The sequence below is a fragment of the Rhodococcus sp. P3_B8 genome (genome assembly GCF_056402775.1).
In genome coordinates this window covers 1-10,602 of record NZ_JBFUGT010000228.1, presented here as the reverse complement: position 1 = coordinate 10,602, position 10,602 = coordinate 1, and the positions used below count along the sequence as shown (strand labels likewise).

Annotated in this window: 7 protein-coding genes and 1 pseudogene; 5 read left to right on the top strand and 3 right to left on the bottom strand. The window is 68.7% G+C overall.

All coding sequences use genetic code 11. From position 1 onward, the window contains the following. The 3 genes and pseudogenes from AC1D1G_RS34660 to metH form a co-directional block, all read right to left on the bottom strand. Positions 1-212 (bottom strand): annotated as a pseudogene (locus tag AC1D1G_RS34660) (hypothetical protein); the annotation flags it as partial. A 15-nt stretch (positions 213-227) separates the two neighbouring features. Next, entirely contained in the window at positions 228-920 is a 693-nt protein-coding gene (locus AC1D1G_RS34655; protein ID WP_283335143.1) for an HAD family hydrolase, read from the bottom strand. Continuing rightward, on the bottom strand, positions 913-4,482 hold the full coding sequence (metH, locus tag AC1D1G_RS34650) for a methionine synthase (protein WP_477955625.1): 3,570 nt from the start codon (positions 4,480-4,482) through the stop codon (positions 913-915). Before metH ends, AC1D1G_RS34655 begins: the two co-directional genes overlap by 8 nt. Before the next feature lie 51 nt (positions 4,483-4,533). Here metH and AC1D1G_RS34645 point away from each other — a divergent pair, with 51 nt between their 5' ends. The 5 genes from AC1D1G_RS34645 to AC1D1G_RS34625 form a co-directional block, all read left to right on the top strand. Further along, on the top strand, positions 4,534-5,475 hold the full coding sequence (locus AC1D1G_RS34645; RefSeq protein ID WP_009473532.1) for a PAC2 family protein: 942 nt from the start codon (positions 4,534-4,536) through the stop codon (positions 5,473-5,475). Further along, on the top strand, positions 5,472-6,623 hold the full coding sequence (locus AC1D1G_RS34640; RefSeq protein WP_280780049.1) for an MFS transporter: 1,152 nt from the start codon (positions 5,472-5,474) through the stop codon (positions 6,621-6,623). The genes AC1D1G_RS34645 and AC1D1G_RS34640 overlap by 4 nt, the downstream gene beginning before the upstream one ends. A gap of 90 nt (positions 6,624-6,713) precedes the next feature. Beyond that, a complete protein-coding gene (gene nirB, locus AC1D1G_RS34635; protein WP_418341956.1) occupies positions 6,714-9,209 on the top strand; it encodes a nitrite reductase large subunit NirB in 2,496 nt (831 codons plus the stop codon). Then, positions 9,206-9,532 (top strand): Rieske (2Fe-2S) protein, encoded by a 327-nt coding sequence (locus AC1D1G_RS34630; RefSeq protein WP_477955622.1) that lies wholly within the window; start codon positions 9,206-9,208, stop codon positions 9,530-9,532. The genes nirB and AC1D1G_RS34630 overlap by 4 nt, the downstream gene beginning before the upstream one ends. Before the next feature lie 124 nt (positions 9,533-9,656). Continuing rightward, on the top strand, positions 9,657-10,602 hold a 946-nt coding region (locus tag AC1D1G_RS34625; RefSeq protein WP_477955620.1), incomplete at its 3' end, for an acyltransferase family protein.

Genomic DNA, 10,602 nt, shown 5'->3' with positions numbered 1-10,602 from the left:
TCCTTGAACGGCGCGTAGCTGCGCGTCCCCTTCACGTACCGCTTGACGTCGTGGATGTCGCCGCCGACCGTCGCGTTGATGCCGTGCTCGGAGACGAGGATCCGTCCGGTGAGGCCGTTCGCCTCGGCGAGTGTGTACTGCCACAGCCGTATCGCCTCCGGGTCGGCGAGCGGAGTGAACACGTAGAACAGCACGATTTTCGGGACAGCCACGGGAAACCAGACTACCTAGAGACGGACACCACTCCGCTGCGCCCACACCTCGGCGAGGTCGGAACCGGTGAGGCCCTCGAGACTGTCCCGGAACACCCGCCCCGGGCCGTCGGCCACCGCGATCTCGCACGGGACGATGAGGACGACGCACCCCGCGGCCTGCGCGGACGCCGCACCGGTGGGCGAGTCCTCGATGGCGAGGCACTGCGACGGATCCAGCCCCAGCAATTCCGCGCCCCGCAGGTACGGGTCTGGATGCGGTTTGCCTGCCGGCACCTCGTCGCCGCACACCGAGTGGTCGAAGTGGTGCCTGCCGAGCGTCTCGAGTGCCCGCTCGGTGAGCCGGCGCTCGGTGTTGGTCACCAGCGCCGACCTCAGGCCGTGCGCCCGGACGGTCCGCAGTGCGTCGTGGGCGCCCGGCCGCCACGGGATCCCGTCGCCGAACAATTCCTCGACGCGCGTGAACATCCATTCCTTGGCCTCGGCGAGCGCCGCCGGATCCCGGTCGAGCCCGAGGGCGTCGAAGATGACGCCGAGAGCGTTGGCGCTGGACGCACCGATCGTCTTCAGCCGCGTCTCCTCGGTCATCGGCCCGCCGAGGTGCAGCGACAACTCGCGGACCGCGACGTCCCACATCTTCTCGGAATCGAGCAGCGTTCCGTCCATGTCCCACAGAACACCTGCGAGACCGTCGAATGCATCAGACATTGAAGTACTTCGCTTCGGGGTGGTGCAGCACGAACGCATCCGTGGACTGCTCGGGATGCAACTGCAGTTCCTCCGACAACTTCACACCGATCCGTTCGGGTTCGAGCAGAGCGACCATCTTCGCGCGGTCCTCCAGGTTGGGGCAGGCGCCGTACCCGAAGGAGTACCGGGCACCGCGGTAGGCGAGGTCGAAGAATCCGGACACCTCGGACGGGTCCTGCTCGGCCACGTTGTGACCGCCGGGCAGCACGAGTTCCTCGCGGACCCGTTGATGCCAGTACTCGGCCAGCGATTCCGTCAGCTGCACGCCGATACCGTGCACCTCGAGGTAGTCGCGGTACGCGTTGGCGGCGAACAGCTCGTTCGCGAAGTCCGCGATCGGCTGTCCCATCGTGACGAGCTGCATCGGGAACACGTCGACCTGACCGGTCTCCTTCGCCTCGGTGCGGGACCGGACGAAGTCGGCGACGCACAGGAAGCGGTCGCGGTGCTGGCGCGGGAACGTGAACCGGAAGCGTTCCTCCGCGTCGGGTGTCGGGTCGGTGAGCACGACCACGTCGTCACCCTCGGACACCGCGGGGAAGTAGCCGTACACGACGGCGGCGTGCGCGAGGATTCCCTCGGTGCTCAACCGGTCGAGCCAGTACCGCAGGCGGGGGCGGCCCTCGGTCTCCACCAGTTCCTCGTACGTGGGACCGTCGCCGGAACGCTGCCCGCGCAGACCCCACTGCCCGAGGAACAGGGCCCGCTCGTCCAGCAGCCCCGAGTAGTCCGACAGCGACACGCCCTTGACGATCCGGTTGCCCCAGAACGGCGGGCTCGGGACCACGATGTCGGTGGCCACGTCGGATCGCTCGGGCACCTCGATCGGGGTCTCGGCCGCCTTGCGCTTCTCCGCGATCCGCTTGGACCGTTCGTGCCGTGCCTTGCGTTCGGCCGCCTTCTCGCGGGCCGCGATCGCTTCCGGGCTGTCCGGGTCGGGTCCGCCGCCACGCTTGACGGCCATGATCTCGTCCATCCGGTGCAGGCCCTCGAACGCGTCGCGCGCGTAGCTGACGTCGCCCTCGTACACCTCGGCCAGGTCGTTCTCCACGTACGAACGGGTCAGCGCGGCACCGCCGAGGAGGACGGGGAACTTCTCCGCGACACCCTTGGCGTTGAGTTCCTGCAGGTTGTCCTTCATCACCACGGTCGACTTCACGAGCAGACCGGACATGCCGATGACGTCGGCCTTCTGCTCGATCGCCGCGTCGAGGATCGTCGCGATCGGCTGCTTGATGCCCAGGTTCACCACGTCGTACCCGTTGTTGCTCAGGATGATGTCGACGAGGTTCTTGCCGATGTCGTGGACGTCGCCCTTCACGGTGGCGATGACGATGCGACCCTTGCCGTCCTCGTCGGTGGCCTCCATGTGCGGTTCGAGGTATGCCACGGCCGCCTTCATCACCTCGGCGGACTGCAGCACGAACGGCAGCTGCATCTGCCCGGATCCGAAGAGTTCGCCGACGGTCTTCATGCCGGACAGCAGCGTCTCGTTGATGATCGCGAGCGGCGGCTTCTCCTCCATCGCGGCGGTGAGGTCGTCGTCGAGGCCGTTGCGTTCACCGTCGACGATGCGGCGTTCCAGACGCTCGAACAGCGGCAGCGCCGCCAGCTCCTGGGCGCGGGATTCACGCGCCGACGCCGCGGAGACCCCCTCGAACAGTTCCATCAGCTTCTGCAGCGGGTCGTAGCCCTCGCGGCGGCGGTCGTAGACCAGGTCGAGGGCCGTTTCCCGCTGTTCGTCGGGGATCCGTGCCATCGGCAGGATCTTCGACGCGTGCACGATGGCCGTGTCCAGGCCGGCCTCGGTGCACTCGTGCAGGAACACCGAGTTCAGGACCTGCCGGGCCGCCGGGTTGAGACCGAACGAGATGTTGGACACGCCGAGGGTGAAGTGCACCCGCGGATGCCGCTTCTTCAGCTCGCGGATCGCCTCGATCGTTTCGATGCCGTCGCGGCGGACCTCTTCCTGACCGGTGGAGATCGGGAAGGTCAGCGCGTCGATGATGATGTCGGACTCGTCGAGGCCCCAGTTCGCGGTGAGGTCGTCGAGCAGGCGCTCGGCGATGCGGACCTTGTGCTCCGCGGTGCGCGCCTGGCCCTCCTCGTCGATGGTCAGCGCGACGACGGCGGCGCCGTGCTCCGTGACGAGCCGCATGATCTTCTGGAACCGCGAGTCCGGTCCGTCGCCGTCCTCGTAGTTGACGGAGTTCACGGCGCACCGGCCGCCGAGGTGCTCGAGGCCGGCCTGCAGGACCGCGGGCTCGGTGGAGTCGAGCATGATCGGCAGCGTCGACGACGTCGCGAACCGGCTCGCGAGGGCGGCCATGTCGACGGCGCCGTCGCGTCCGACGTAGTCGACGTTGAGGTCGAGCATGTGGGCGCCGTCGCGGGTCTGGTCCTTCGCGATGTCGAGGCACTTCTGGTAGTCCTCGGCGATCATCGCCTCGCGAAACGCCTTGGAGCCGTTGGTGTTCGTGCGTTCACCGATCATCAGGATGCTGGCGTCCTGCTCGAACGGCACCGCCGTGTACAGCGAGGACGTCCCCGACTCGTGCACCGGGTTCCGCTCGGCCTTCTCGACCAGACGGACCGCTTCGGCCACCTGCCGGATGTGCTCGGGAGTGGTGCCGCAGCATCCGCCGACCAGACCGAGTCCGAACTCGGTGACGAAGCCGCTGAGCGCCTCGGCGAGCTCCTCCGCGGTGAGCGGGTACTCGGCGCCGTTCGGGCCGAGCTGCGGCAGTCCGGCGTTGGGCATCACCGACACCGGAAGGGAGCTGTACTTGGACAGGTGGCGGAGATGTTCGCTCATCTCGGCGGGACCGGTCGCGCAGTTGAGGCCGATCATGTCGATACCGAGCGGTTCGAGCGCGGTCAGCGCGGCACCGATCTCGCTGCCGAGGAGCATCGTGCCGGTGGTCTCGACCGTGACGTGGGTGATGATCGGCAGCCGCGACCCCAGCGTTTCCATCGCCCGCTGACTGCCGAGGATGGCGGCCTTCACCTGCAGCAGGTCCTGGCAGGTCTCGACGAGGATCGCGTCGGCTCCCCCTTCGATCATGCCCATCGCTGCCTCCGCGTAGGCGTCGCGGAGGATCGCGAACGGTGCGTGGCCCAGCGTCGGCAGCTTGGTTCCGGGTCCCATCGAGCCGAGGACGAAGCGGCCCATGCCGTCGCGTCCGGGCCCCATCTCGTCGGCCACGTCACGCGCCAGCCGGGTGCCCTTCTCGGCCAGTTCCCGGATACGGTCCGAAATGTCGTAATCGGCGAGGTTGGGTAGGTTGCACCCGAACGTGTTGGTCTCGACGGCGTCGGCCCCGGCCTCGAAATACGCGCGGTGGATGTCTTTCAACACGTCAGGGCGGGTGTCGTTGAGAATTTCGTTGCAGCCTTCGAGCCCGAGGAAGTCGTCGAGCGTGAGGTCCGCGGCCTGCAACATGGTGCCCATGGCTCCGTCGCCGATGACAACGCGCTGGTTCAACGCATCGAGCAGGGCAGAGTGAAATGGCGCAGACATGCCGTCCAGACTAGTGGGCGCGCGAACCAATGCTGGCCGTAGGCTGGGTGGGTGAGTTCCAGTGAGTTCCCCGTCACGCCTGCGGGCCGCGACGACGACACCCCCGACACCGAGGACGCCGGTGCGACGGACAGTGGCGTGCCCGTACTTCGTGACCCTGTCCTCGTCGCCGCCTTCGAGGGCTGGAACGACGCCGGCGATGCCGCGAGCGGAGCCGTCGAGCACCTCGAGTTGACCTGGGACGCCCAGCCGCTCGCCGAGCTGGACTCCGAGGAGTACTACGACTACCAGGTCAATCGACCCACGGTGCGGCAGGTCGACGGTGTCACCCGGGAGATCGTGTGGCCCGCCACCCGGCTGTCGGTGTGCTCGCCTCCCGGCAGCGACCGCGACGTGGTTCTGCTGCGTGGGATCGAACCGAACATGCGCTGGCGCAGCTTCTGCGAGGACCTCCTCGAGCTGATCGACCAGCTGCAGATCAACACCGTGGTGATCCTCGGGGCGCTGCTCGCGGACACCCCGCACACACGGCCGGTCCCGGTGACGGGCAGCGCGTACAGCAGTGAGGCCGCCGAGCGGTTCAAGCTCGAGCAGACCCGCTACGAGGGTCCGACCGGGATCACCGGGGTACTGCAGGACGCGTGCGTCCGGGCCGGTGTGCCAGCCGTGTCGTTCTGGGCGGCCGTGCCCCACTACGTGTCCCAGCCGCCGAATCCCAAGGCCACGGTGGCGCTGCTGCAACGCGTCGAGGATGTCCTGGACATCGAGGTTCCCCTCGGAGAACTCCCGGCCCAGGCCGACGACTGGCAGGAAGCCGTCACCGAGATGACCGCGGACGACGAGGAGATCGGCGAGTACGTCCGTTCCCTCGAGGAGCGCGGCGACGCCGAGACCGACATCTCCGACGCCATCTCGAAGATCGACGGTGACGCGCTCGCCGCCGAGTTCGAGCGATATCTCCGCAGGCGTGGGCCCGGCAGCTTCGGGCTGTGACGAAGAACTCATCCGAGTCGCTTCGTTCCTCGCTCCAGCGCACGGCGCTCTACGCCGGCGGTTTCCTCGGTCCGTTCGGCGGCGGGGTCGTCGCCTCGATCCTTCCCGAGATCGGGGACGACCTCGGCGTGAGTGCGTCCGCCGCGGCCGGCTCGCTGACGGCGTACCTGCTGCCGTTCGCGTTGCTGATGCTGGTGTCGGGCACGCTGGGCGCGCGGTGGGGGCAGACGCGGACCGTGCGGATCGCGTACGGCGTCTATCTGCTGTCGTCGCTGGCGTGTTTCGCGGCGCCGACGCTGCCGCTCTTCCTCGGCGCCCGCGTGCTCCAGGGGTGTTCGAACTCGTTCACGACGCCGCTGCTGCTGGCGGCGCTCGCCGCCTCGACTCCGCAGAAGCATCTGGGCCGGGCGCTGGGGGTCTTCGGCGCCTTCCAGGCCGCAGGAACGTCGAGCGCGCCGCTCGTCGGCGGGCTCGCGGCGGAGGTCGACTGGCGACTCGCGTTCCTCGTCATCGCCCTCGTGGCCGCGGTGCTGGGTCTGGTCGGCGTTCCGGACAGCGCTCCCGCCGAGCCGGGGGCACCGCGCCCGCGACTGCGCGACGCCCTCACCCCGTCGGTGCTGAGAATCGGGGTGGTGGCACTCCTCGGCTGGGGTGCGCTCGGTGGGCTGAGCTTCCTGGTCGCGTTCCGCGCCGAGGACGCCTTCGGGCTGAGCCCCACCCAGCGCGGGCTGCTCCTCACCGGGTTCGGCGTGGCAGGCATCCTCACCGCCCGCCTCGTCGGCGGAGTCATCGACAAGATCGGGGCCCGGTCAGCCGTCCTGATCGGCGCGGTCGGCGGGGCAATTCTCGTCGCGGCCGCCGGGACCGTGTCTCTCCTCGCAGTCGTGGCCGTGGCGTGGTTCGCGGCCGGAATCGCCGGTCAGTTCGTCCTGGTCGGTGTCAACGCCGCCGTGCTCGGGTCGCCGGGCCCGAACCGGGGCGGCGCGGTGTCCGTCGTGCAGGCGCTGCGGTTCATGGGCAACGCGCTCGCGCCGATCACCCTCACCCCGGTGTACTCGGTGTCGCCCGCTGCCGGCTTCCTGCTGCCCGCGCTGCTCCTCGCCGTGCTGGCCCCGCTGCTCATGCCCCGCGACCGCGCACCCGCCTGACACGCCTTCCGGGAGGGCTGTGAGGTGTTCCTGATTCCCACGTAACGTGCGCGCAGCCGTTACGACACTCCCGGGGCGGAGCCTCGACGCATGGCCAACACACCGAGTTCGAGCAAGCTGCTGGTCGTCGGCAACGGTATGGCCGGCGCACGCACCGTCGAGGAGATCCTGAACCGCGGCGGCGGCGAGCGTTTCGAGATCACCATGATCGGCGACGAGCCCTACGGCAACTACAACCGGATCATGCTCTCGCACGTGCTGTCCGGCGAAGCGGCCGTCGACGACGAGGACCTGATCCTCAACCCCATGGGCTGGTACACCGCCAACGGCGTCAAACTCCACGCCGGCGACCGCGCCGTCGCACTCGACCGGTTCGCGAAGACCGTCACCTGCGAGAGCGGCCGCGTCGTCGACTACGACGTGCTCATCATCGCCACGGGAAGCAACACGTTCTTCCCCAACATGGACGGGTTGCGCGAGCACGACGGGCGCCTGGCCCGCGGGGTGTTCGGATTCCGGAACATCGCCGACACCAACGGCATGCTGCAGATGGCGCAGGCYCGCGACGACGTGTCCGCGGTGGTGATCGGCGGCGGCCTGCTCGGTCTGGAGGCGGCGTACGGGCTGCGCACACAGGGCCTCACCGTCGACGTCGTCCACTCCCCCGGGCACCTGATGAACCAGCAGCTCGACGAACGCGGCGGCAGCGTCCTGCGCGCCGAGATCGAGAAACTCGGTGTCGGCGTCCACACCTCGATGCGGACCACCGCCGTGCTGCGCGACGAAGCGGGCCTGGTGACCGGGGTGTCGTTCGTCGACGGCTCCACCCTGGACGCCGACATGGTCGTCGTCACCGCCGGAATCCGGCCCAACACCGAACTCGCACGGGCCGCCGGGCTGGTGGTCGAACGCGGTGTGGTGGTGGACGACCAGATGCGCTGCGAGGACGAGGGTTCCGTGTACGCCGTCGGCGAGTGCGCACAGCACCGTGGGGAGACCTACGGCCTCGTCGCCCCGGTGTGGGAACAGTCGGTCATCCTCGCCGAAGTCCTCACCGGCTCCAATCCCGAAGCGGCGTACGTCGGTTCGCGCACCACCACCAAACTGAAGGTCGCCGGCGTCGACGTGGCCGCGATGGGCGTCAAGGGACCGGAGACGGCGGACGACGAGTTCGTCCAGTACTACGAACCGCGCAGCGGCACGTACAAAAGCCTCGTCGTCCGCGACGGCAAGCTGATCGGCGCCACCCTGATGGGCGACATCAGCAAGGCCGGTTTCCTCACGCAGGCGTTCGACGGCAAGGTGCCGCTGCCCGAGGAGCGGATCAGCATGCTCTTCGACGTCGGAGCCCCGAGCGCCGCGGCGAGTGTCGCCGATCTCCCCGACGACCTGCAGGTGTGCAACTGCAACGGCGTGAGCAAGGGCGATCTGGTGGCGTGCGTCCATTCCGGCGCCAAGACCCTCACCGACGTCTGTGCCCAGACCCGGGCAGGCAAGGGCTGCGGCTCGTGCAAGGGACTCGTCGCCGACATCGTGGCCTGCGCCGCGGGCGGCGAACTCGAGGCCGACCCCTCCGCAGACTGGTACGTGCCCTGCATCCCGATGACGAAGCCCGAACTCATCGCGACCATCCGGGAACGCGATCTCCGCGCCGTGTCCCAGGTGTTCGCCGAGCTCGCCGCGGACGCAAAGGAGGACGCGTCCGCGAAGATGCCCCTGGCCTCGCTGCTCCGCACCATCTGGGGGCCCGACTGGGTGGACGAGCGCGGCGCGCTGTTCATCAACGACCGCGTACACGCCAACATCCAGCGCGACGGCACGTTCTCGGTGGTCCCGCAGATGAAGGGCGGCGTCACCACGCCCGAGCAACTCCGCAAGATCGCCGACGTGGCCGACAAGTACGGCGTGCCGCTCGTGAAGGTCACCGGCGGGCAGCGCATCGACCTGCTCGGCATCAAGAAGGAAGACCTTCCCAAGGTGTGGGGTGACCTCGACATGCCGTCCGGGTTCGCCTACGGCAAGAGCATGCGCACGGTGAAGACGTGCGTCGGAACCGATTTCTGCCGCTACGGTCTCGGCGATTCGACGAGCCTCGGCATCGCGCTCGAGGAGCGGTTCCAGGGCCTGGAAACGCCCGCGAAACTGAAACTCGCGGTCGCCGGATGCCCACGTAACTGCTCGGAGGCCCTGTGCAAGGACTTCGGTGTGGTCGCGGTCGGCGACGGCCGATGGGAAATCTACGTCGGCGGCGCCGCCGGAGCGCACATCCGCAAGGGCGATCTGCTGGCCACGGTCGAATCACCGGAAGCCGTAGTGGAACTCGGCGGCCGCTTCATCCAGTACTACCGCGAGAACGCGAAATGGCTCGAACGCACGTACGACTTCGTGCCGCGGGTGGGACTCGAACATCTTCAGGCGCTACTGGTCCGAGACGAGGAGGACATCGTGAGGGGATTGGACGAGCGGATCCAGACGGCGGTGGACGGCTACCGGGATCCCTGGAAGGAGCGCAGCGCGCCGAAATCGCCCGCACAGTTCGCTCCGTCGCTCCCGCTGCTGCCGCTTCCCCAGGTGCCGGTCCGATGACCRCCCTGATCGAGGGGCCTTCCGAGGTCGCGGTGGGGCCGGTCAGCGACCTGACGCCGGGCGAAGGCCGGACGTACGTCGTGCAGAACCGTCAGGTCGCCGTATTCCTGTTGTCGGACGGCACCGTTCGGGCGATGGATGCGGTGTGCCCGCACAAGGGCGGTCCCCTCGCCGACGGACAGATCGACGCCACCGGCGTGATGTGCCCGCTCCACCAGTACGCGTTCGCCTTCGACACGGGCGCCTGCGCATCCGAGGGTGTGGGCTCGGTCCGCACCTACTCCGCGTCGGTTCGCGAAGGGTCGGTCGTCGTGCACGTGTGAGAGGCCGCTCACCGGCGCTGTGTCCTGATACGGCGTGCCTTTCGGGAAAGTCTCGGCACCGCTGTCATCATGAGCTCAATGCTGCAGCTGAAGGGGCACGTCGCATGGACAGATCGCTGGTCGAGTGAATACCGTCGCGAGTCCGGAACGGCGACGCCGATCCGGTAACCGCCCTCCGGCCGGTGTCCAGCCGGCCGAGACGAGGTTCCGCGCGGACATCGAGGGTCTACGCGCCGTCGCCGTGCTGGCCGTGGTCCTCTTTCACGCGGGCGTGCCCGGCATCGACGGAGGGTTCGTCGGTGTCGACATCTTCTTCGTCGTCTCGGGGTTTCTCATCACCGGCCTGCTGTGGCGGAACGTCGCGACCACCGGCCACGTCGGGCTGGCCGAGTTCTACGGTGCGCGGGCCCGCAGGCTGCTGCCCGCCGGGTGCATCGTGCTGGTGGCCACTGCGATCGGCTCGGCCCTGCTCCTGCCCCCTCTGCAGGCCCGCGCGGTCCTCGGTGACGGGATCGCCAGTGCGCTGTACGTCGGTAACTACCGGTTCGCCCTGCACGGCACCGACTATCTGGCCGCCGACGCRCCCCCGTCACCGTTCCAGCACTACTGGTCGCTCGGCGTGGAAGAGCAGTTCTACCTGCTGTGGCCGGCGCTGATCATCGGGGTCGCCTGGCTCGTCCGGCGCAGGTCACGGCGCCTCGACGCGGACGAAACACCGTCGACGACCCCGTATCTGATCGTGCTCGCCGTGGTCGCCGCAGTGTCGTTTGCGGTCTCACTCGACTGGACCCGGACCCTGCCGCCGTGGGCGTTCTTCTCATTGCCCGCCCGCGGCTGGGAACTGGCCGCAGGCGGGTTGGTCGCCCTGTCGGTTCGGCACTGGCAGCGGCTGCCGTCGGTGGTCGCCGCCGCGGCCGGGTGGACGGGTTTCGCGCTGATCGTCGTCGCCTGTTTCCGACTCGGTGAGACGACGCCCTACCCCGGAACCGCCGCACTGGTGCCGGTCGTCGGCACGGTGCTGGTGATCGGGGCGGGGTGTTCGGCGCCCCGGCTGGGTGTCGGGCGGAGCC